Origin of the sequence: Acinetobacter variabilis (assembly GCF_000369625.1) — a bacterium.
In the GTDB taxonomy this organism is placed as follows: domain Bacteria; phylum Pseudomonadota; class Gammaproteobacteria; order Pseudomonadales; family Moraxellaceae; genus Acinetobacter; species Acinetobacter variabilis.
This window is the reverse complement of the sequence record NZ_KB850113.1, coordinates 748,301-768,398: the sequence shown is the minus strand read 5'-3', so window position 1 is coordinate 768,398 and position 20,098 is coordinate 748,301. Positions and strand designations below refer to the sequence as shown.

General features: G+C 41.8%; 23 protein-coding genes, 1 other RNA gene and 1 pseudogene. 10 read left to right on the top strand and 15 right to left on the bottom strand.

The features are described 5' to 3' along the window. Positions 1–15: 15 nt before the first annotated feature. Complete coding sequence (locus F897_RS09355) at positions 16–234, bottom strand: hypothetical protein (RefSeq protein WP_004786100.1); 219 nt, start codon at positions 232–234, stop codon at positions 16–18. Positions 235–886: 652 nt separating this feature from the next. Next, positions 887–1,682, bottom strand: a pseudogene (gene hpaI, locus F897_RS17480) (4-hydroxy-2-oxoheptanedioate aldolase). A gap of 245 nt (positions 1,683–1,927) precedes the next feature. On the opposite strand from hpaI, the gene nfsB reads away from it, so the two are divergent. Together nfsB and F897_RS09340 are read left to right on the top strand one after the other, a co-directional pair. Next, positions 1,928–2,581 (top strand): oxygen-insensitive NAD(P)H nitroreductase, encoded by a 654-nt coding sequence (gene nfsB, locus F897_RS09345; RefSeq protein WP_005235331.1) that lies wholly within the window; start codon positions 1,928–1,930, stop codon positions 2,579–2,581. Between the two features lie 107 nt (positions 2,582–2,688). Next, positions 2,689–2,916: a hypothetical protein gene (locus tag F897_RS09340; RefSeq protein ID WP_005235329.1), complete on the top strand. Its 228-nt coding sequence runs from the start codon at positions 2,689–2,691 to the stop codon at positions 2,914–2,916. Here F897_RS09340 and F897_RS09335 read toward each other — a convergent pair. The 4 genes from F897_RS09335 to F897_RS09320 form a co-directional block, all read right to left on the bottom strand. Then, on the bottom strand, positions 2,879–3,733 hold the full coding sequence (locus F897_RS09335) for a DMT family transporter (protein ID WP_005235327.1): 855 nt from the start codon (positions 3,731–3,733) through the stop codon (positions 2,879–2,881). The two genes, F897_RS09340 and F897_RS09335, sit on opposite strands and share 38 nt — an antisense overlap. A gap of 85 nt (positions 3,734–3,818) precedes the next feature. Beyond that, positions 3,819–4,856, bottom strand: coding sequence for a class II fructose-bisphosphate aldolase (fba, locus tag F897_RS09330; protein ID WP_004786117.1), 1,038 nt, complete (start codon positions 4,854–4,856; stop codon positions 3,819–3,821). Positions 4,857–4,975: 119 nt separating this feature from the next. Next, positions 4,976–5,254, bottom strand: a complete 279-nt coding sequence (locus F897_RS09325; protein ID WP_004786119.1) for a hypothetical protein — start codon at positions 5,252–5,254, stop codon at positions 4,976–4,978. 154 nt (positions 5,255–5,408) lie between these two features. Beyond that, the gene (locus tag F897_RS09320) at positions 5,409–6,596 is read right to left on the bottom strand and encodes a phosphoglycerate kinase (RefSeq protein WP_005235325.1); all 1,188 of its coding nucleotides are present in this window, start codon (positions 6,594–6,596) and stop codon (positions 5,409–5,411) included. 140 nt (positions 6,597–6,736) lie between these two features. On the opposite strand from F897_RS09320, the gene F897_RS09315 reads away from it, so the two are divergent. From F897_RS09315 to F897_RS09305, 3 genes are read left to right on the top strand one after another with little or no spacing between them, the layout of a single operon-like run. Then, positions 6,737–7,120, top strand: a complete 384-nt coding sequence (locus F897_RS09315) for a DUF2237 family protein (RefSeq protein ID WP_005235323.1) — start codon at positions 6,737–6,739, stop codon at positions 7,118–7,120. Further along, a complete protein-coding gene (locus F897_RS09310; RefSeq protein ID WP_005235321.1) occupies positions 7,120–7,713 on the top strand; it encodes a Maf family protein in 594 nt (197 codons plus the stop codon). The genes F897_RS09315 and F897_RS09310 overlap by 1 nt, the downstream gene beginning before the upstream one ends. A gap of 24 nt (positions 7,714–7,737) precedes the next feature. Further along, positions 7,738–8,907 (top strand): ribosomal protein uL16 3-hydroxylase, encoded by a 1,170-nt coding sequence (locus F897_RS09305; protein ID WP_005235320.1) that lies wholly within the window; start codon positions 7,738–7,740, stop codon positions 8,905–8,907. Between the two features lie 84 nt (positions 8,908–8,991). On the opposite strand, the gene F897_RS09300 is transcribed toward F897_RS09305, so the two are convergent. From F897_RS09300 to F897_RS09280, 5 genes are all read right to left on the bottom strand, one after another. Continuing rightward, positions 8,992–10,854 carry a sensor histidine kinase gene (locus F897_RS09300; RefSeq protein ID WP_005235318.1) on the bottom strand — a complete coding sequence of 621 codons (1,863 nt, stop codon included), beginning with the start codon at positions 10,852–10,854 and terminating at the stop codon, positions 8,992–8,994. A 59-nt stretch (positions 10,855–10,913) separates the two neighbouring features. Continuing rightward, complete coding sequence (locus tag F897_RS09295; RefSeq protein WP_004786132.1) at positions 10,914–11,597, bottom strand: response regulator; 684 nt, start codon at positions 11,595–11,597, stop codon at positions 10,914–10,916. 226 nt (positions 11,598–11,823) lie between these two features. After that, a complete protein-coding gene (locus tag F897_RS09290) occupies positions 11,824–12,621 on the bottom strand; it encodes a glutathione S-transferase N-terminal domain-containing protein (RefSeq protein WP_005235310.1) in 798 nt (265 codons plus the stop codon). Between the two features lie 101 nt (positions 12,622–12,722). After that, complete coding sequence (rraA, locus tag F897_RS09285) at positions 12,723–13,232, bottom strand: ribonuclease E activity regulator RraA (protein ID WP_005235309.1); 510 nt, start codon at positions 13,230–13,232, stop codon at positions 12,723–12,725. A gap of 12 nt (positions 13,233–13,244) precedes the next feature. Continuing rightward, positions 13,245–13,910 carry a Rossmann-fold NAD(P)-binding domain-containing protein gene (locus tag F897_RS09280; protein ID WP_005235308.1) on the bottom strand — a complete coding sequence of 222 codons (666 nt, stop codon included), beginning with the start codon at positions 13,908–13,910 and terminating at the stop codon, positions 13,245–13,247. A 213-nt stretch (positions 13,911–14,123) separates the two neighbouring features. On the opposite strand from F897_RS09280, the gene rpsT reads away from it, so the two are divergent. Next, the gene (gene rpsT, locus F897_RS09275; RefSeq protein WP_004786139.1) at positions 14,124–14,393 is read left to right on the top strand and encodes a 30S ribosomal protein S20; all 270 of its coding nucleotides are present in this window, start codon (positions 14,124–14,126) and stop codon (positions 14,391–14,393) included. Positions 14,394–14,532: 139 nt separating this feature from the next. Here rpsT and F897_RS17940 read toward each other — a convergent pair whose 3' ends face one another. From F897_RS17940 to F897_RS09265, 3 genes are all read right to left on the bottom strand, one after another. Next, complete coding sequence (locus F897_RS17940; protein ID WP_004786141.1) at positions 14,533–14,655, bottom strand: hypothetical protein; 123 nt, start codon at positions 14,653–14,655, stop codon at positions 14,533–14,535. A gap of 120 nt (positions 14,656–14,775) precedes the next feature. Next, entirely contained in the window at positions 14,776–15,525 is a 750-nt protein-coding gene (locus F897_RS09270) for a histidine phosphatase family protein (protein ID WP_034580938.1), read from the bottom strand. 60 nt (positions 15,526–15,585) lie between these two features. Further along, positions 15,586–16,437 carry a 3'(2'),5'-bisphosphate nucleotidase CysQ family protein gene (locus tag F897_RS09265; RefSeq protein WP_005235306.1) on the bottom strand — a complete coding sequence of 284 codons (852 nt, stop codon included), beginning with the start codon at positions 16,435–16,437 and terminating at the stop codon, positions 15,586–15,588. Positions 16,438–16,449: 12 nt separating this feature from the next. Here F897_RS09265 and F897_RS09260 point away from each other — a divergent pair, with 12 nt between their 5' ends. The 4 genes from F897_RS09260 to F897_RS09245 all read left to right on the top strand — a co-directional run bounded on the left by F897_RS09260 (position 16,450) and on the right by F897_RS09245 (position 19,454). Further along, on the top strand, positions 16,450–17,136 hold the full coding sequence (locus F897_RS09260) for an HAD hydrolase-like protein (RefSeq protein ID WP_005235305.1): 687 nt from the start codon (positions 16,450–16,452) through the stop codon (positions 17,134–17,136). Further along, complete coding sequence (locus tag F897_RS09255) at positions 17,129–17,569, top strand: RNA-binding S4 domain-containing protein (RefSeq protein WP_004786147.1); 441 nt, start codon at positions 17,129–17,131, stop codon at positions 17,567–17,569. The genes F897_RS09260 and F897_RS09255 overlap by 8 nt, the downstream gene beginning before the upstream one ends. A gap of 145 nt (positions 17,570–17,714) precedes the next feature. Further along, complete coding sequence (gene recA, locus F897_RS09250; RefSeq protein ID WP_004786150.1) at positions 17,715–18,758, top strand: recombinase RecA; 1,044 nt, start codon at positions 17,715–17,717, stop codon at positions 18,756–18,758. A gap of 75 nt (positions 18,759–18,833) precedes the next feature. Next, a complete protein-coding gene (locus F897_RS09245; RefSeq protein ID WP_005235303.1) occupies positions 18,834–19,454 on the top strand; it encodes a regulatory protein RecX in 621 nt (206 codons plus the stop codon). 300 nt (positions 19,455–19,754) lie between these two features. Here the strand turns inward: F897_RS09245 and ffs are convergent. Then, positions 19,755–19,851, bottom strand: an RNA gene (gene ffs, locus F897_RS17075) — signal recognition particle sRNA small type. Positions 19,852–20,098 lie beyond the last annotated feature (247 nt).

The window sequence follows — 20,098 nt, the reverse complement described above, 5'->3', positions numbered from 1 at the left end:
CTTCTTATATTTTATTTAACTTAAACGGTATAACTGGTTAAAACCAGTATAGAAACTTTTACCATCCAGATTAAATGGATATTGTTCACCGTTTTCAAGTTCAATCATCTTGCCCACATTGACCATAATCATACCATTGATAGTATTTTGCTGGCGTTGCATTGGTACAACTTTGACTTGAATTTCACAACCATTAATGGCGGTCGCGATAGACCATGTATTTAAATTTTTCAAAATATTCACTCATAATATGAGCTTTTTGTGATTAAACAAGGAGAGCTATAGACTAAAAATAAATCTTATTTCTGGGTTTGCTAGAGTTTTTTTAACAGGAAAACCTGTCTTTCGTGTATCACAATCAGCTAAAAATAAACCAGCGAAAACAGTATTCGCTTTAAAGTTATTATCTTATAACTCTTTTTTGACCAAATAGCAAAATTACATTGTAATGACATATGTCAAAAGTAGTATTTTTTAGATGCTTTTTCGCATATCTTAATGTCCAGTAAAGAAATATTTCACGATATAAAACAAACCGATCAATATCATGACACTAAAACCAGAGATCAAATCACCTGAATCAAGAAAGTTTAAAACTGTCAGATATCCAGTAACCAATGTATAAATCAGCATAAAGACTAAAAGATACCTTGCCCTAAACGATAAGGTTGTTGCTTTTTTTGCTCATGGATCTGTTTTTGCTGCTCATAAAATACATCAATTTCTTCTGGTTTCATTTTTCAATCCCCACCCATATTATTTTTAAATTACTATAGTTAAAGTAGATAAAAAAAACTCTGACAAATCAGAGCTTTTATAAAATATCTTTTGTTTAAGTAATAAATATTGAGAAATCATAATTTACGACTCTCAGATATTTTTATGATCAATAACCGCCTTCTGACTTGATGACTTCAGCATCAGGTTTATATTTTGCCAAAAGTTCACGAAGCGAATTCATTAGCACACTGATATCAACACCCACTGCAACGAACTCAGTTCCAAGCGCCAGATATTTCTGAGTAGCTTCATGCTGAGTCGATAAAATCCCAGCAACCTTACCAGATGCACGAATCCGCTGAATGGCATCTACTACTGCTTTTTGTACTTCAGGATGGTTTGGATTCCCCTGATAGCCTATAGTCGTTGAAAGATCTACCGCCCCAATAAATACACCATCAATCCCCTCGATCTTGAGGATTTCATCCAGATTTTCTAGACCTGTCACTGATTCGATCTGAATTAATAAACAGATATTTTCATGAGCAGTCTGGTAATAATTCGGGATACTGTTCCAGCGTGTCGCACGTGCTAATGTAGCACCCACACCACGAATTCCTTCTGGTGGATAGCGGACTGCTTTGACCATTAATTCGGCCTGCTCCACAGTTTCTACCATAGGAATCAATAAGGTCTGTGCGCCAATACCGAGTAACTGCTTGATCAGTTATACACTGCCTATTGGGGGGGCGTACTACAGCTTGCGATGAATAAGCAGCGATACTCTGTAATTGAGAGAGCGTTGTTCTTAAATCGCTTGGGGCATGCTCACCATCAATCAAGAGCCAGTCATAGCCTGCATTTGCCGCAATTTCTGTCCCATACGCCTCAGCTAGTCTGACCCACAAGCCAATTTGCTGCTGCGTCTTTAATTTACGTTTAAAGTAATTGGTATATTGCATCGGCCCACCTATCTTGCATGCTATTGCCTGAAGCTCTTATTAAACTCCTGTTACCAGAAACTGCCAATATACAAAAGCTTGCTTTTTATCTGATTTAACTCTTAGTTTTTCATAAAATTTCACTCAAGATTATATAAATATAGACTTTGCCGATGATGTTTTTATTGTAATAATCTTTTGATCAGAAAAATCTAGATGCCTAAAGCATATTTCTAAACGCCTTATCAAAAGATTGGAGTCCATCAATGGATTTACTCAAGATCGCTCAAACCCGTTATACCACTAAAGCTTACGACCCTAACAAGAAGATTCCAGCAGAACAATTTGAACGTTTATTAGAAATCTTACGCCTGACTCCATCTTCGATTAGTATTCAGCCTTGGCATTTTTTTATTGCCGACAATGATGCCGCTAAACAGCGTATTGCCAAAGCACTAGTTGGAACTTATGCCTACAATGCTCCCAAAGTGCTGGATTCTTCACATACCATTTTATTTTGTACCAAAGCCGATATTGACGAGTTACATCTGGACAATCTGTTAAATCGTGATGATCTCAGTGGTCGTTTTAAAGATGAGAGTGCCAAAGAAGGTCAAAAGAATACCCGTACCGGCTATGTACATTATTATCGTAATGAAAAAGGTGATATTCAGCGCTGGGCAGAAAACCAGACCTTTATTGCACTGGGACAGATCTTACTGGCTGCAGGAAGTGAAGGTATTGATGCCACACCAATCGGTGGTTTTGATGAAGACATTCTGAGTGAGGAGTTACAGTTAGCTGAACAAGGCCTGATTCCATCAGTATTGCTTACTTTAGGTTACCGCAGTGAAAATGATTTCAATGCCAAATTGCCGAAATCCCGCCTGCAAGCTGAAGATATTTTCACCAAACTGTAAGCATTTTATGTTATAAGAGGGGCTTAGTGCCCCTTTTCTTGTCAATTCGGGTCTAATTTTTGCTTTATTCTCCAAACATCCAACTAGAATAACAATTAGAGGTACCTATGTCTGTTTTACCAGCCAGCTCTTTAAAATTCGAATGCAAACACTGCGATAAGATCTATTTACATCATTATGCTAATGCCCAGCATCGTTACCCACATTGTCCAGACTGCAAACAGGCCGGTTTACTGCTTGGACGGGCTGAAAAAGAAGACCTGTTACGTTATCCGCTTGAATTTGCATCTTCCTATGTTAAACAGACATTGCATATGCTAGGCAAACAACACTAATCACGCCTAGAATCAGCCCGATCATACTTGCAGGTTTGAGTCGTTCTTTAAAGATGAGCAAACCTGCAATTACACCAAAAATCACCACCAGAATATTCATACCCGCGAATACAATCGCTGGTGTATCTTTGAGCATCATGTGTGCTTTGACGTAAAAAGCGATATTGGCAAAGTTCAACGCACCCAATAACAGACCGAAACCAATATCCTTGCCAGAACCCAGATGACGGTATTGCAGCAGCAGATAGATCATCGACAGAATCATGGCGCAGATAAACATCAAGTTAAGTGCCACAGCAAATTGCAAACCAAGGCTGGTGGTATATTTCAGCAAGACATCAATCAGTGCATAACCAAACCACACCAGGCCCAGAAAAAACATTCCCTGCCTGGAGCTTTCTGATGCCTGACGGTGTGAAAATAGAATGCACAGTACGGAACTTATGCCTAAGACAATACCCAGTATCTTGAGCTGGTTAAATTGTTCCTGAAAAATGAAATAAGCAGCGGCCAGTGATAATACCACTGATAATCGCTGGGCAATTTCAGTTTTTAAGATTCCTGCTGTTTGTAATGATTTGGCCAGAAATAGAAATACACTCGGTAATAAAACGCCAAGCGCCAGAATCAATAGCCATGGAGTCTGACTCATGGAAATATGCTGGATGTCTGGTTTGAACCAAAAAAAACACAATATGCTAGCTGTGACATAATTCCAGCTAATCATGTGGATTGGACTCATGCCTCTATTTTTAGCAATTTTTAAGAGTATTGAGACTGCAACACTACATAATGCTGCAATAAAAATCAGTTCCATATGCTGCTCTTATTCTTCATCTTGATTTATATATAAAAAAGCCCACATTCGCTGTGGGCTTTTTTTATAAATTATTCACAATGAATTATTTATAACGCTCAACCATTTTCTCTAAAGAGATTGGACGAATCTTGTCTGCATTACCTGCAGTACCAAATGCTTCGTAACGGTCGATACAAATTTGCTTCATTGCATCTACAGTTGCGCTGAAGAATTTACGTGGATCAAATTCGCTTGGTTTTTCAGCCATCATACGGCGCATTGCACCAGTTGATGCCAGACGCAAGTCAGTATCGATGTTGATTTTACGAACACCGTGTTTGATCGCTTCAACCAGTTGCTCAACAGGAACACCATAAGTTTCTTTGATGTCACCGCCATACTGGTTAATTACAGCTAACCATTCTTGTGGCACAGAGCTTGAACCGTGCATTACAAGGTGCGTATTTGGCAGTGCTTCGTGAATTTCTTTAATGCGGTCAATTGCAAGAATATCGCCTGTAGGTGGACGAGTAAACTTGTATGCACCATGAGAAGTACCCACTGCAATGGCTAATGCGTCAACATTGGTATCTGCAACGAATTGACGTGCTTCTTCAACTGAGGTTAAAAGCTGAGAATGGTCGAGTACGCCTTCAGCACCTACACCATCTTCTTCACCCGCCATACCTGTTTCAAGGCTACCCAGACAACCAATTTCACCTTCGACAGAAACACCACACGCATGCGCCATTTGTACCGTACGGCGAGTTACATCGACGTTGTATTCATATGAAGTCGGTGTTTTACCGTCTTCACCCAAAGAACCATCCATCATCACTGATGAGAAGCCTAACTGGATAGAACGTTGACATACGTCAGGGCTGGTACCGTGGTCTTGATGCATTACCACTGGAATGTGTGGCCATTCTTCGATTGCTGCCAAAATCAGATGACGCAAGAACGGTGCACCTGCGTACTTACGTGCACCCGCAGATGCCTGTACGATTACAGGTGAATTTGTTTGGTCTGCTGCCAACATAATGGCGCGCATTTGTTCTAAGTTGTTTACGTTAAATGCTGGTACGCCGTAAGCATGTTCGCCGGCGTGATCCAAGAGCTGGCGCAATGAAATAAGAGCCATAATATCCTCCCAGTGAATGCCACATATTCTACATGCACAAAGGTTTCAATTCAGCAACAAATAACACTATTTAAAAAAAATCCCTGCATTTGCAGGGATTTTGTCTCACATTGACCTAATTAAGGTGCCACAGCTTCCGAAGTTGCTGCGACTGAGTCGTCTGCAGTCGCTGCATCTGCCGGAGCATTCGCAATTTCAGCAGGAATGTCGGTATTTTTTTCATCTAGAACCGGCTGATCAATTGCATCAATCGCTGCTTGCTGTTCTGGCGTTACAGTCTCATCTGCAACGGCTGCCGAAGCTTCTGCTTCAGCTGCTGGGGCATTTTCCTGTTTCGCACATGCAGTCAGTGCCAATGATGCTGCCAATAATGCCGCTAAAGTTAACTGTTTTTTCATCACGTAATCTCGTCATTTGGTGATTTAATGTCTGCATCTTATGACAGATTTATTGCATTTTAATGACGGAGCCATGAATGGTAAGTTTCTGCTGTCAAAAAAATGACATAAAAAAGCTGGCACTTGGCCAGCTTTTTGAGGCTAAAACATGCAATTAAGCGCGTTCTAGGAGTACCGCAACTGCAGGAAGGGTTTTGCCTTCGACAAATTCAAGGAATGCACCACCACCAGTCGAGATATAACCGATTTGGTCAGCAACGTCGTATTTATCAATCGCAGCAAGCGTGTCACCACCACCTGCAATCGAGAAACCTTCCGATTCAGCAATCGCTAACGATAGAGTTTTCGTGCCTTCACCGAATTGATCGACTTCAAATACGCCCACTGGACCATTCCAAAGAATCGTTTTAGACGTTTTCAAAATTTCAGCAAATGCTTTTGCAGTTTCTGGACCTACATCAAGGATCATATCGTTGTCAGCAACATTTTCAACTTTTTTCACAACCGCTTTAGCAGCAGCTAATGAGCCCAGGAAGTCATCAAAATTGATTTCAGATGCATCAGCAACCACAACGTCCGTTGGAAGTGGAACAGAAACTTTGGCTGCAATTGCTTTAGCTGTGTCGATCAAATCATTTTCACACAGTGATTTACCTACATTGTAGCCAGCAGCTGCAAGGAAAGTATTGGCGATACCACCACCTACGATCAATTGATCACAGATATCAGAAAGTGAGGTCAATACGTCTAGTTTAGTTGAAACCTTGGAACCAGCAACGATTGCCACCATTGGTTTTTCAGGAGTTTTTAACGCACGACCCAAAGCATCCAGCTCAGCTGCAAGTAAAGGACCTGCTGCTGCCACTTTCGCCAGACGAGCCACACCTTCAGTAGACGCTTCTGCACGGTGTGCTGTACCGAATGCATCCATTACAAATACGTCACAAAGTGCTGCATATTTCGCTGCAAGCTCAGGGTTATTTTTCTTTTCACCAATGTTGAAACGGCAGTTCTCAAGTAAAACCACTTGACCAGGTTGAACTTCAACGCCATTCAGGTAGTCAGTGAATAGTTTTACTTCCTGACCTAATGCCTCAGTCAAATATGCTGCTACAGGTGCAAGTGACTGTTCAGCTTTAGGCTCACCTTCAACCGGACGACCAAGGTGTGAATACACCATAACCGCTGCACCTTTTTCTACGGCAGCTTTAATAGTTGGCAATGCTGCACGTAAACGCGCATCGCTAGTAATCACGCCATTTTTAACAGGGACGTTTAAATCTTCACGAATAAGAACGCGCTTACCCGCAAGGTCAAGGTCAGTCATACGTTGAAAGTTCATCTAGAGCTCTCTTTATAGATATTAAAAACGAGGCGATTTTAAATGATTATGCAGAAAAAGGTTAGCATCTTTTGCAGAAAAGCTAACGATTGCCAAAGTTTTGTTATGATAGGAAAAAGCATCCATCAGATTCAGTACCCATGTCGATACATCCAGATCCAGATTTAAACCGTTTAAATGTTTTGGGCGAGCCTTTGGCAAGCTGTTGTTTTGATCCCATTACTGGATATTTCCGTAATGGCTTTTGCCATACCGCACCTACCGATATGGGGCAGCACACTGTCTGTGCACAGATGACCTCTGAATTTCTGAATTTTTCCCAGAAAGTGGGCAATGACCTGATTACACCATTACCAGAACTGGGATTTCCTGGGCTGCAACCTGGTGATTTCTGGTGTATCTGCGTGACACGCTGGGTAGAAGCTTATGAAGCTGGACATGCACCACCGATCAAGCTGCAAGCCTGTCACAAAGCTGTCCTTGCTTATGTTCCTCTCCATATTTTAGAAGAATACGCTGTCTAATGAATACCGCAAAAATCATCTTGGCTTCTTCAAGCCAGACCCGTAAAGAACTGATGAACCGTCTACGTCTTGATTACGTATCGGTCGTCCCGGACATAGATGAATCACCCCAAGGTGAAAATCATGCGGATGAATTAGCTAAACGCCTAGCTTTTGAAAAAGCTCGTCATGTCGCTGAGCTACATCCTGATGCGATTGTAATTGGTTCTGATCAGGTAGCCTGGCGTGAAGGCGCACCAGATATCTTTATGGGTAAGCCTTTAACAATAGAAAAGGCCATTTGCCAGCTGCAGGCCAATTCGGACAAGATTGTGTATTTCATTACAGCGCTCAGCGTTCAGCAGAAATCAACCGGTTTTGAACGTACGCTGGTGGAACACTATAAAGTCAAATTCCGCAAATTATCTCAAGCAGAAATTGAGCGTTATGTAGAGATCGAACAGCCCCTGCATTGTGCCGGTAGTTTTAAATGTGAAAGCCTAGGTATTAGCCTGTTTGAAACCATGATTGGGCAGGATCAAACTACCCTGATGGGTATGCCGATGATTCAGCTATGCAATATTCTGCGTGAGCTAAAGATTTTAGTTCCTTAATCTCCTTTATTTTAGGCTTTATTTATGTCCCTACCTCTAGACGTTTTAGGCGGTATTACCGCTGAACAATTCCTTGCCGAATACTGGCAGAAAAAACCGCTGTTGGTACGTAATGCCATGCTTGAAATCGCAGGTCTGCTAGAGCCTGATGATGTCATGGAGCTGGCACTTGAAGAAAATGTCACTGCACGTCTGATCAAGCAGAAAGATCGTGATCCAAATCAGTGGTCGGTAAAGACATCTCCTTTATTAAAAGCTGATTTCCAGAAGATGCCTAAGCTCTGGACTTTACTGGTTCAGGCTGTGGATCACTATTCGTTCGACCTGTCTGAACTCTGGAAAAAATTTGCCTTTATCCCTCAATGGCGTCGTGATGACATCATGGTGTCTTATGCGCCTCAAGGCGGTTCAGTCGGTCAACATTTCGACTTTTATGATGTTTTTCTGGTTCAAGGCTATGGTCATCGCCGTTGGCAACTGGGGCAAATGTGTGATGCCGAGACCGAACTTGTACCGGGACAGCCATTAAAATTATTGCCAGAAATGGATGTGAATTTTGATGAAGTCCTTGCACCCGGTGATTTGCTGTATGTTCCACCCGGCCTTTCCCACTACGGCGTAGCAGAAGATGACTGTCTGACTTTCTCTTTTGGTTTTCGTATGCCAAATGTCAGTGACATGATGGACCGTGTAGGCGATAAATTTTCGGAAAATGAAGTCTTACGCAATCCATTGACTGACATTATTCGTGATCATATCAGTGCTGCGGGTGAAGTCACAGGCAATGAACTTGAATATCTGAAAGACAAAATCATGGAGCAGTTGCATAACTCTAATGTGCTTGAAGATGCCATCATGAGCCTGATGTCAGAACCGAAATATGAAGAGAATATTCCGGAAGCCGAAGAAATTGGTACAGGCGATCTGGAAGAAGCACTTGATCAAGGCTATAGCCTGATGCTTGAACCTGCTTCACGCCTGCTCTATACAGAAGAAGATGGTGAAACCTTGTTCTGGGCCAATGGTGAAGGAATCTGTATTTCTGAAGCATTTACCGCAAAACTAAAGCAGATTGCTGATGGTGAGCGTGTCTTACTGGATGAAGATTTCGCTGACGAAGATATGCTGGAGGATGTTGCTGAGCTATTGAATGATTCTGTACTGATGCTAGTGCCACCGGCTGAAGAAGAGTAAATTTTTATATCTTGGTCATTTAAATCTATAAAAAAGGAGGATCATATGGTCCTCCTTTTTTATGTCTGGATAATTTTGAGATGATTAAGGCTGATAGAGTTCCATCACCACGTGTACGCAGGTATTACCTTTCGCAGACTGAATATCCAGCATTCCACCCATACGTTCAATGCGCATTTTCATACTGCGCATACCAATACTCATGCCGTTTTTCTGCACCATCTCTGGATTAAAACCAACCCCATTGTCCTGAATTTTTAAAGTCAGTTGATGTGGTTGTGTATATTCCATACTCACACTCACTTTTGTGGCCTGACTATGCTTGATAATATTGGTCAGGCTTTCTTCTACCACACGAATCAGGGTCAGACATTGCAAAGCCGTAGGTTCACGTTGCCAAACTTTAGGAAATGACCATTCTACGGCAATATCCATTTCTTCCAGCAACTGGGTAAAGCGGTACCGTACTGGCGCAATCCAGATCACTGGCGTTTCAGGCACTTTATTGTCAATAGAAGAACCGCTATCGATGATTTGACGCAGGTCATCCCTAAGCAGCTTCAGCATGGATAAAAACTGTCGATTGGAAATGTTTTCGGTGCTTTGATCCACCAGAATCATGGAACGTACAATCGAACCACCCAGTCCATCATGCAGTTCATGTGAAAGATTAATCCGTTCCTGCAAACGCACATTATCTAGTTCCAGTTTATGCTGATCACTCAGGCTTTTATTTAGATCTGCACTGACTTGCCGTACTTTGGATTCTAACTGCGTATTAAATTTTTCGATCTTTTTGATATTACGATTCAGTCGTGTTCCCATAATCAGCACAACAAACAGGATAATAATCGGTGATGTATAAGGGGATAAAGGTGAGAATTCACTAACCGCCGTTCGCCCCAGAATGATCAAATCTATAATGACACACAGCAAAATTCCCCACAGACAAAGCATCAGGAACAGATATTCCCCATTGCGGGTTTTAATGGCCCAGTAGCTGACATAGATGACGCAACTAATATAAAGCAGCACATATGAGACAAAAGCAACACTGAGCACTGCTTCTAAATGATCTAAAGAACTGGCTATGATGAATACACTGAATAAAGCAGTAACCCCGATAAGTCCCCGCTCCAAACGCTGAAATTTCTGCTTTAAGAACCGAATTAGATATAGACAAAAACAGTGCATATAGAGGATAAAGAAAATCAGATTGGCTTTACTGGCCCATATACTGGAGGGAAAAGGAAAATTCTCTGTGGTTAATACATTGGAGATAAACAGAATCCACAATAATGAACTCAGCGCCAGCCAGCCAAAAGTGGTTTCTGAACGTCGGAATAGCCAGATAATCAGGCTAATGACTCCAATCGTACCGGATAGAATCATATTGATCTGAAAGAGCGTACGGCGATCCCAGATCTTTTTTGAATAATGCTGGTCATTGGCAATAATATTATGAAATTCAATTCTGCCAAGCCCTGCACCCTGGAAACTATAGCCTCGTACATAAATCAGCAGTTCATTGTCTGTCTGCTTCAAGCCTGCAATAGGCAAAATCCAGTAACGTGGTACATTCCAGCTTTTAGACAAAGGCTCTTGCAGATTTTGATCCGACCACAGCAGATCATCATTCAGGAAAACAGCTCCAGCAGAATTTAGATAGTCAATCCCAAAAACAATGGGTTCAGCCAGACGTATATTGTCCCGACAAGACCAACCCCAGCGAATTTTATACCAGGCACCCCCATTATATTTCGGCCAGTTATTTTTCCAGTTATCCGGCAATGTTACAGGTTGCCAACCTCCCTCCGGAATTTCGAGATGGCTCGGCACTTGAACTTTTTGTTGCTGTTCAATGTTCACCTGACAAAGCTCGTTAATCTGAAAATTATTCTGTGCCAGACTGATGCAAGAGAACAGGCTCAGCCAGCTCCCTATCATCAATAGAGCGAAGAACCTTAATCCTTGTCTAAACATCTTGCTAACAGACAGCATTCGCACTAAAGAATACCTAAATGCCGGGCCGTGCTGACTGCTTTGGTCCGCTTGCTGACACAAAGTTTGCGGTAAATATGCTTGATATGACTTTCAACGGTATAACGTGACACACAGAGTTCATCAGCAATTTCACGATTGCTGAGCCCCTGTGCCACCAATGAAAGAATTTCTTTTTCCCGTTGGGTCAGGCTTTCCTGTTCAGGATCAGGTACGATCTGCTCCAAAGAGGAAGATGGCTCTGAACTGGAAATCTGCTTGAGAATTTCACGCGCAATAAAAGGATCAATGGGTGCGCCGCCGCGCAAAATACTGCGAATTGCCAGACTCACTTCTGTATCATCGCGTTCCTTAAGTACATAACCAGTTGCTCCTGCTTTAATTGCTTTTAGCAGACTGTTCTGAGTACTCCAAGCGGATACGACGAGTATCAAAGTTTGTGACCCGAGCTCATGTATTTTTTCTATAATTGAAATGCCATTTCCATCTGGCAGTCCAAGATCAATCAGTGCTAAACAGAACGGTTCTTGTTGCAGAAGATATTCGGCTTCCCTGACATTATTGGCGAATAGCAATACCTCATCGCTATACCCTAGATCCTTCAATATGTTCTTTAAACGGCACTGAATGACATATTCGTCTTCAACAATTAATACAGGTACCGGTAGTACGGCGTCTTGTGCTGTCATAAGCACACCCCTTATCGTTATTCTTATTACCCCATTGAAATTAAAATATAAACAAAAAAAGAAGAAAAATCATGAGTTTTTTTAACTTTATTATGAGCAGGCATAAGTATGAATAATTTTGAAAGCAGAGTTCTTGTTCTTGGAAAATTCAAATTTATAAACTATAAAAATGCCATCTATTTTAAGATGGCATTTTTTTTGTAGCTTCTAAATATTAAACAGCAGTTTATTTTTTGCTTTTCTTTTCAGAACCGTATTGCTGCTTCAAATACTCCACAATATCTTTAGATTCGAACATCTTGACACCAGTATTTGGGTCAACTAGATAAGGAACTTGGATATTGTTCCCCATCACTTTTAGTATCTGTTCACGTTTACCCCCCGATAAGGGTTCATATTTACCCGGTTTTAAACGCAGTTTTGCTAGACCTTGATCCTGCCAGCGTTCTTTCGCCACATTATGGTAGATATAAGGGATTTCAAGTTCAGACAATACCCCACGGACAATACGGGTATATGGACTGGCTTCAAAGCCCCATAGTTCAAGAAGCTGTTCAGGTGCAGGAGTATTCTTCGATAACGGTTTAGCCATGCCACCACGTAGACCATTCACCATAGTTCCTGCAATGGCAGCAACCGGCACTTTGGGATAATTTGAATATTTGGCTGGTGTTTTACCCGTCTTGCCATAATGCTTAAACAGGTGATGAATAATATCTTGAGATTCGTACAACTTGTCTCCGGTATTTTCATCTACTAAAAATGGAAACTGAAGTTTGCCACCCTGCTGTTTCACTTCGGGACGAAAGCGTTTACCGCCTCGTGGGCACGGATACACTTCATAATCGAGATTCAGTAAAGTCATGACCTCACGGACACGACGACAAAAAGGTGATCCTTCATATTCATAAAGCTTGAGAGGCTTTTCAGGCTGATTCGGAAATGGTGTACCGGTCGTACCACGTCCACCTTCCAGAAATGCGGATGCCAATGCCTGTGCTACTTTAATCTGATGGCCTAACATATCGTCTGTCCTCTTTATTATTTTCAAACCGTGAAAGCAGCAATCTAAACTGCCTAACTTCCACGGTATAGCTTGTTTTTGTATATTTTCAATAACCGGAATTAGTCCACCAATTGTTCTTTGGACAGGACAATGCCATTGTTATCGGCATAAACGTATTCACCCGATTTAAAGGTCACACCACCAAAATAAAGCGGCACATCTACTTCCCCAATACCTTTACGATTGCTCTTCTGTGGAATTGAAGCCAGTGCATGCACACCAAGATCCAGCTCTGCAATCGCATCGACGTCACGCACACAACCGTAGATAATCACGCCATTCCAGTGGTTTTTCACCGCAGATTCAGCAATCAGGTCACCCATCAATGCACAGCGCATAGAAGCACCACCATCTACAACCAAAACCTTGCCGGTACCGTCTGTCGCCAATAACTCTTTTACGCGAGAGTTATCTTCAAAGCATTTTACGGTCACAATCTGACCACCAAATCTTTTACGTGCGCCATAGCTTCTAAAGAATTTGTCATCCAGGCATGGGGTGACCACCTGCAGGTTTTTATCCGGATTGTCATCAAGCAGGTCACAAGTTACAAATGGTACGCTGGACACGATTTTTTACCCTCATTTCATTTTTTGTATGGCTAAATTATCATAAATTTCAAATTTCACAGTCTGATTCAGCGCTGCATATACCATAGTATGAGCCACCTGCTCTGCTGTCACTGGCTTGTATTTAAAAGAATCGGGGATGAAATGCGAAAACTTGTCAAACAGGTTCTGTGCCGCATCTTCCAGCAAGCGCTGATGATCCCGCTCACCAATCAATAAAGACGGTCGGAACAAGCTGATACGCTCCAGAGACAAGCTCTGGATATAATCCTCTAATTCACCCTTTACCCGGTTATAAAACAGTCTGGATTTTGAATTGGCACCCATCGCACTAATCAACAGATAATGAGCATCCGTTTGCTGCACCAGTTCGGCAAAATGAGCATTGATGGTGTAATCGGTATTATAAAAAGCTTCTTTGGAGCCGGCTTTCTTTAAGGTAGTACCCAGACAGCTAAAGGCATGGGTATGGCCACTGACATCCTGGTCATTGAGCATTAAAAAGTCCTCAACGACCACCTGTTTGACCTTGTGCCATTGTTCAAATTCTGGTTGATGTTTACGCACGATGACGCTAATACGCTTACAACTTGGTTCATTTACCAGCTGTTGTACCAAAGTCTTTCCGACCAAGCCTGTAGCGCCAATCACGATAGGATATGTAATGGTTTTAGTCATTTTTTGTACGATCTCCCTGCTTAGATACTAATCTAACGTTTTCTTTAGAATTTTTCTGCAACTAAAATGTTGTCAAAGCATGTCAAGACTTGACTTAAGCCCATAGTTTCCTCAAAATATGGCACTTGTTTACGGGCTGGTGATAGTTCTTCTGATGTGGTTTTCAGTTGAGTTTCAGCCCGCCCAGACCAATCTATTTCAAGGAGTGCACGAGTGGCAAACTCTGCTCAAGCAAAAAAACGTGCTCGTCAAAACGTTAAAGCACGCAAACACAACGCAAGCTTGCGTTCTATGGTTCGTACATATCTTAAACGTACAGTAGCTGCTATTGCTGCTGGCGACTATGCTGTTGCTACTGAAGCTTACAAAAAAGCTGTTCCAGTAATCGACCGTATGGCTGACAAAGGTATCATCCATAAAAATAAAGCAGCTCGTCATAAGAGCCGTTTGAACGCGCAAGTTAAAGCATTAGCTTCTAACTAATCGCAAATCAAAAGAAGCCCTTTTAGGGCTTTTTTTGTGCCTGAAATTTAATACCAAATCAACAATAAAGAATGATGAATATCAGATTATTCTCAATCCTAGTCATAGAAATCTTTTACTTAGATAAAAACAGAATACATTATTCATCCTTATCCATAGAATGAGGCGTGGTGGTCTGATCTTGCTGCGCATTGTCTGTATCACGCTGACAGGCAGTTAATCCCAGCATAACGACTAGACTTAAAATTGTGATTATTTTCATGATGACTCCTATGCTTCCAAAATTGGTTTAAATATCAGCATAGTGATATTCCATCGTTACTCTATTTCACTTTCATACGATAAATGTAAAAAACTCAACCTAAATGATTGAGCCTTTGAATTATTTATTTACTTTTAATTCGGTATTCTGAAATTGGGAAATATCCAGCTCATGCACTTTGCCACGCCAAATCCATTTTAGTTTAGATTCCTCAAATACATCGCCTTCAAACCAGACAAACAGACCTTCCATCATTTTCGGCCAGTCTTCACGGCTGACTTCCTGATGTCCCGACATGACAGCAATCATCGCTGCCAGAATGGTGTCATGACTGACCGCCAGACTGAGCCCATACGGCGTTTTCGGATGAGTGTTATAAATTAATTCAAGTACATCCACTACGCCATTAATTGGATGTTTCATTCCGGGCAAGGCATTATTGACGAAGCTATTAATAAAGCCTAATGCCCCCTGTTTTTTGAAATATGGCCCTGCTTTTTGAATATCCAGTACAAAACTGCCTGGCTCAACCAGCAAACCCTGTTCAACGATTTCAATCTTATGGGTATGCGGTGCTTTATCCGTTGCATCGGCCCCTTCGATCATCAATGCTGCGGTATCTACGCAGCGCTGAATCGGACTCGATATACAATGCTGGATATGCCGATCTGTTTGATTGACCAGATAAGCGCCCCATTCCTGCGCCAGATCACGTCCTTGCGGCGTCAACTGCAAATCATAACCTGCCAGCCCCTGACCAGCGACATCTTCACGCAGAGAATGCCGCGTAAACAGAGTCACAGGTGTCTTGGTATCAGGCAATAAATCTATTGCATTGAGCATACTTGGTGGAAGCAGTTTTAATGCCACAATCTTGCCAACTGATCTATCAACGGAATCTTCCTCACTATACCATGAACGGCTATGAGCTCAATCATTGTCTTGCATGTCCGCCAGTGCCTGTAAGGCCAGTGCTTTCATGGCTTCATTCTTATAGGCGATAAATCCGCCATTCAGTAAGGTCTTGCGCTGGTTGTAGATGAATGGCCGACCTTCAAGATCAACCAACCCTCCACCAATCCGCTCGAGCATGCATTGACCGGCACTGGTATCCCATTCCGAGGTTGGATGAAAACGAGGATAAATATCTACCCGGTCTTCAAGGATCATGCAGAATTTATAAGCACTTCCTGCCTTGAACTCGGTGTACGCGCTAAGTTTAGCTAGACTTTGCAAATACTCGACATATTTTGGTTTTTGCTGGCTGCTCTGACTCAGACCGATAAAGACATCCTGATGAGCGGTAGCTGACTGATAGCCAAACCATACCTGATTCAGAATATCGTATTTAATTGGCAGGCCCTGTTCAGGACAGAAATAAATTAGCTGCTTTGCAGGAACTGCCAGAATAGCAAAAGTGGTTAAACTACCTCTAACCAGACTGAGATTAATCGTGAATTCTGGGCGCTGGTGCAGAAACTCTTTGGTGCCATCCAGAGGATCAAGTAACCAGAAATCTGTCCAGGCATGGCGTTGATCCTGCTGCCCCTCTTCTGACAGTAAAGGTAATTCTGAAATTTCTGCCAAAGCCTGGGTTAAATAACTATTCACCCGATAGTCTGCCTGGGTCACAGGAGAATCATCACTTTTCTTGACAATATCAAACGCAGCACCTGAACAATAACGCTGATATTCTTCTCGCAAAATTTCACAAGCCTGTGTCAAAATGGGCACAAACTGCAAAATCATCGGATCTTGTGGTGCTATTGTCGCTTTAAACATAGAAAACCTTATATGTCGAATTGCTCAGAAAAACCGCCTGTCATTTTTGATATGGACGGAACTTTACTTGATCTTGCCTACGATGATTTCATCTGGAACGAGTTATTACCGATCCGTTATGCCGAAACACATGGCTGTAGTCTGAAACAGAGCCGCGAAACGCTTTATGCATTCTATCAGCAACATAATCATACCCTAAACTGGTACTCTTCTCGCTTCTGGACAGCTAAAGTCGAAGTCGATGTTCTGGCCATGCAAATTGAGCATAAAGATAAAGTTAGCTTACGCCCTTATTGCCTCGAATTACTCGATTATCTTAAAAATAATGGCTATCCGATCTGGCTTGCCACCAATGCCGACTGTGCCGGTCTAGCCTTTAAACTGGAACATCTCAATCTCAAAAATTATTTTAATGTCATTGTCAGCTCGGAAAGCATTGGGCATGCCAAAGAATTTGTAGAATTCTGGCAAGGCCTGAATGCCCTGCATTCCTTTGATCCTGAGCAGGTCTATTTTATTGATGATACCGAAAAAGTCCTGAATGGCGCCAAGGCTTATGGCATCCAGAACCTGTTCTGCATCCAGCAACCATCTTCCAGTAAAGTTGCGCGCCAGACTTGCAATTACCCGATGCTGCACCAATTAACAGATTTAATCACTCATTTAAATCAGTCTGAGGTAAACAAGCAATATGCGTAAATCGTCTTTACCCGAAGATGCGGTAGGCATGCGTATAGATAAATGGCTGTGGGCGGCACGTTTTTTTAAAACCCGTTCCATTGCCAAGAATGCTATTGAGGGCGGTAAAGTCCATCATAATGGTGAGCGTGTAAAAGTATCTCGCGAAGTCCGTGTGGGTATGGAGTTGACGATTCAGCAAGGTATCGACAAAAAAACCGTAGTTGTAAAAGAACTTTCTGATGTTCGTGGTCCTGCACCTGTGGCACAGAAACTGTATGAAGAAACTGAAGTCAGTATCGCTCGCCGGGAATTGATTGCATCGCAAAGAAAGTTGCATAATCTAGCGCGTCCCGATCATCGACCAAGCAAAAAAGATCGTCGAGACATCAGTCGATTCAAGAATGAAAATAGTCAGAACTTTGATCAACATTGGTCATATAATGATGATTAAATTCAAGCGTCAGCATGTGTCGTAACATTGCTGGATTTTATAGAACACAAGGGAAATTTCTGTCACTATATTCCTGTGGAACGAAGCTCTAATGTAAGACATCCACTTGAGTACTAAGTTTGTGACATCGTATTGAGGTTGTAAGATGGATGAGAATAAAAACAAGGCGCTCAACGCTGCCTTAAGCCAGATTGAAAAACAGTTTGGTAAAAACACAGTGATGCGTCTTGGTGACAATACCGTGCAAGCAGTTGAAGCTGTATCTACGGGTTCTTTAACGCTTGATATTGCACTCGGTATTGGTGGTTTACCGAAAGGCCGTATTATCGAAATTTATGGTCCTGAATCTTCAGGTAAGACCACAATGACATTACAAGCAATTGCTGAATGTCAAAAAGCTGGCGGTACATGTGCATTCATCGATGCCGAGCACGCACTTGATCCTCAATATGCCCGTAAACTCGGTGTAGATATTGATAACCTGCTGGTTTCTCAGCCAGACAACGGTGAACAGGCACTTGAAATCGCTGACATGCTGGTACGCTCTGGCGCAATTGACCTGATTGTAGTCGACTCTGTTGCTGCATTGACGCCTCGCGCCGAGATTGAAGGCGAAATGGGTGACTCGCATATGGGTCTGCAAGCACGTTTGATGAGCCAGGCACTGCGTAAAATTACCGGTAATGCCAAGCGTTCAAACTGTATGGTGATTTTCATTAACCAGATCCGTATGAAGATTGGTGTTATGTTCGGTAGCCCGGAAACGACTACTGGTGGTAATGCACTGAAATTCTATGCTTCTGTACGTCTGGATATCCGCCGTATCGGTCAGGTAAAAGAAGGCGACGAGATTGTAGGTTCTGAAACCAAAGTCAAAGTTGTGAAAAACAAAATGGCGCCTCCATTCAGAGAAGCTCTGTTCCAGATTCTGTATGGTAAAGGTGTTAACCATCTTGGTGAACTGATTGATCTTGCAGTACAGCAAGAAATCGTTCAAAAAGCGGGTGCATGGTATTCATATCAAGGTGACAAGATTGGCCAAGGTAAGAACAATACCATCCGTTACTTGGAAGAACACAAAGAGCTGGCGGATACCATTGAAAAACTGATCCGTGAGCAACTGCTTACTACAGGCAAAGTAGTCGAAGATAAAGACGAAGAAGAACCAGCAGACTTTCTGGATGCATAATCCTTAAACATCATAACAGAGCGCCCTAAGGGGCGTTTTTGTTATTATGGAATAGATATTTTAATCGAGATCAATATGTCAGACGCAAAATTCAGCAAACTTTTGGACTATGATGCGATTAAACAGCAGTTTGGTGATGCTGAAGATTCAGTCACTCCTGCACCTGTTGAGTCACAGGCTTTGCCAGAATTTGATCCGGAAGATAGCTTATTTGGTAACTCTAATAAAGAGCAAAAGAAACCCGGTCTAACCGGCTCCCGTTTGCGTTCTTATGCCTTTGCTGTACTGACTCGCAAGGAATACTCCAAAGCTGAACTCATCGAAAAACTGGCACTTTATGCAGAAGATCGCAATGAAGTGGTCACTTTGGTTGAAGAACTATCTAGAGAAAACTATCAAAGTGATCAACGTGTCGCTGAAATCATGTTGTCGAGCCAAAAGCGTAAAGGCAAAGGCCCCAATCAGATTAAAATGAAGCTAAAAAGCAAAAAGATTGATACTGCCCTGATCAGTGAAGAACTCAAAGAAACGGACTGGGTACAACAGGCTTATGAACTGAAGCTTAGAAAATATGGTCCAGAAGTGACGAAAGACCCAAAACTTAAAGCCAAACAGATCCGTTTTCTAATGTATCGTGGTTTTGAAATGGATGCGATCATGAAAGCGATCAGCCGCAAGGCCAAGGCCGAAGATTAATTCTTTTGTATTTGTGAAAAAATATGCTTAGGCTATTTTTTATTTTCCTCTTAGCCATCCTGCTTAAATAGTTTCCCTTATTACAATTAATCTCAAACAGCAAAAAGCTTTCAAAAGCTCAAATTAAGATAATCTATTTTCATGATTGAATTTTAATGTTCCAAACAATTCAAGTATCCAAGGAAGTGGCATTAGATAGAAATTTAAAAGTAAACATTAAAGAAAGGGAAAATAATGAAGATTAAGATTTAAAAATAAAGAGAGAATAGAGAAATTTTATAATTATAAATCTGGTGGCAACCCTACCAGCAAAGCTCCGGCACATCATAGATCTACTACCGTTGCTACCTTCCGGTCCTGGCGGGGTTCATAGAGTACAATTGCGAAGTAACCGGCAGGGCTACCATTACAGAAACAGAGTATAGAGATTTTTACTGAAGTTGCAAGGGCTGTATTTCAAATTTTCGGCATAAGCTATCCGTTTGATTATTTTAAAAACAATATGCCCCAAGATGCTGGTTTTTTAATATTCTTCACAATTAATTCATGAATATCGAAATTCACATGATCTTTGTAAAACCTTGTTGCAATTTCTAAAAATGCCGTTTTAAATGTGAAGCTATTAAACGGGTTATCTCTTTTAG

What these genes read in the sequence shown, in the direction of transcription:
- nfsB (WP_005235331.1), top strand. Translation starts at nt 1,928, where the DNA reads ATGGATTTACTCAAGATCGCTCAAACCCGTTATACCACTAAAGCTTAC.
- F897_RS09340 (WP_005235329.1), top strand. Translation starts at nt 2,689, where the DNA reads ATGTCTGTTTTACCAGCCAGCTCTTTAAAATTCGAATGCAAACACTGC.
- F897_RS09335 (WP_005235327.1), bottom strand. Translation starts at nt 3,733, where the DNA reads ATGGAACTGATTTTTATTGCAGCATTATGTAGTGTTGCAGTCTCAATA.
- fba (WP_004786117.1), bottom strand. Translation starts at nt 4,856, where the DNA reads ATGGCTCTTATTTCATTGCGCCAGCTCTTGGATCACGCCGGCGAACAT.
- F897_RS09325 (WP_004786119.1), bottom strand. Translation starts at nt 5,254, where the DNA reads ATGAAAAAACAGTTAACTTTAGCGGCATTATTGGCAGCATCATTGGCA.
- F897_RS09320 (WP_005235325.1), bottom strand. Translation starts at nt 6,596, where the DNA reads ATGAACTTTCAACGTATGACTGACCTTGACCTTGCGGGTAAGCGCGTT.
- F897_RS09315 (WP_005235323.1), top strand. Translation starts at nt 6,737, where the DNA reads ATGTCGATACATCCAGATCCAGATTTAAACCGTTTAAATGTTTTGGGC.
- F897_RS09310 (WP_005235321.1), top strand. Translation starts at nt 7,120, where the DNA reads ATGAATACCGCAAAAATCATCTTGGCTTCTTCAAGCCAGACCCGTAAA.
- F897_RS09305 (WP_005235320.1), top strand. Translation starts at nt 7,738, where the DNA reads ATGTCCCTACCTCTAGACGTTTTAGGCGGTATTACCGCTGAACAATTC.
- F897_RS09300 (WP_005235318.1), bottom strand. Translation starts at nt 10,854, where the DNA reads ATGATAGGGAGCTGGCTGAGCCTGTTCTCTTGCATCAGTCTGGCACAG.
- F897_RS09295 (WP_004786132.1), bottom strand. Translation starts at nt 11,597, where the DNA reads ATGACAGCACAAGACGCCGTACTACCGGTACCTGTATTAATTGTTGAA.
- F897_RS09290 (WP_005235310.1), bottom strand. Translation starts at nt 12,621, where the DNA reads ATGTTAGGCCATCAGATTAAAGTAGCACAGGCATTGGCATCCGCATTT.
- F897_RS09280 (WP_005235308.1), bottom strand. Translation starts at nt 13,910, where the DNA reads ATGACTAAAACCATTACATATCCTATCGTGATTGGCGCTACAGGCTTG.
- F897_RS17940 (WP_004786141.1), bottom strand. Translation starts at nt 14,655, where the DNA reads ATGAAAATAATCACAATTTTAAGTCTAGTCGTTATGCTGGGATTAACT.
- F897_RS09265 (WP_005235306.1), bottom strand. Translation starts at nt 16,437, where the DNA reads ATGTTTAAAGCGACAATAGCACCACAAGATCCGATGATTTTGCAGTTT.
- F897_RS09260 (WP_005235305.1), top strand. Translation starts at nt 16,450, where the DNA reads ATGTCGAATTGCTCAGAAAAACCGCCTGTCATTTTTGATATGGACGGA.
- F897_RS09255 (WP_004786147.1), top strand. Translation starts at nt 17,129, where the DNA reads ATGCGTAAATCGTCTTTACCCGAAGATGCGGTAGGCATGCGTATAGAT.
- recA (WP_004786150.1), top strand. Translation starts at nt 17,715, where the DNA reads ATGGATGAGAATAAAAACAAGGCGCTCAACGCTGCCTTAAGCCAGATT.
- F897_RS09245 (WP_005235303.1), top strand. Translation starts at nt 18,834, where the DNA reads ATGTCAGACGCAAAATTCAGCAAACTTTTGGACTATGATGCGATTAAA.